This window comes from Streptococcus mitis (genome assembly GCF_946188615.1).
Taxonomy (GTDB): domain Bacteria; phylum Bacillota; class Bacilli; order Lactobacillales; family Streptococcaceae; genus Streptococcus; species Streptococcus mitis_BZ.
Map to the genome: position 1 here is coordinate 1 of NZ_CAMHVK010000065.1, position 209 is coordinate 209.

The window sequence follows — 209 nt, forward strand, 5'->3', positions numbered from 1 at the left end:
TTGAAGGTATCTTTTTGTTCTTTTACCCTTACTGGTACTTCGACTTCATCTTCCGTTCCATCTGGATAATGAACTAACGCTACTCCTGGATGACTGCCCGGTGTGCTGACATCTGGCCTTGTCTTCCATGTAACAGTTGTGCCTTCTGGTAAGCCTGTTTTGTTTACACTTGTTTCTGGATCTGGTACGTGTCCATTGTCCACTTCTTG

At 44.5% G+C, this 209-nt stretch carries 1 protein-coding gene; it reads right to left on the reverse strand.

Annotated features, from left to right (window positions below; genetic code table 11):
• The coding region (locus OCF95_RS09830; RefSeq protein ID WP_261105347.1) for a Rib/alpha-like domain-containing protein at positions 1-209 on the reverse strand (209 nt) is incomplete at both ends.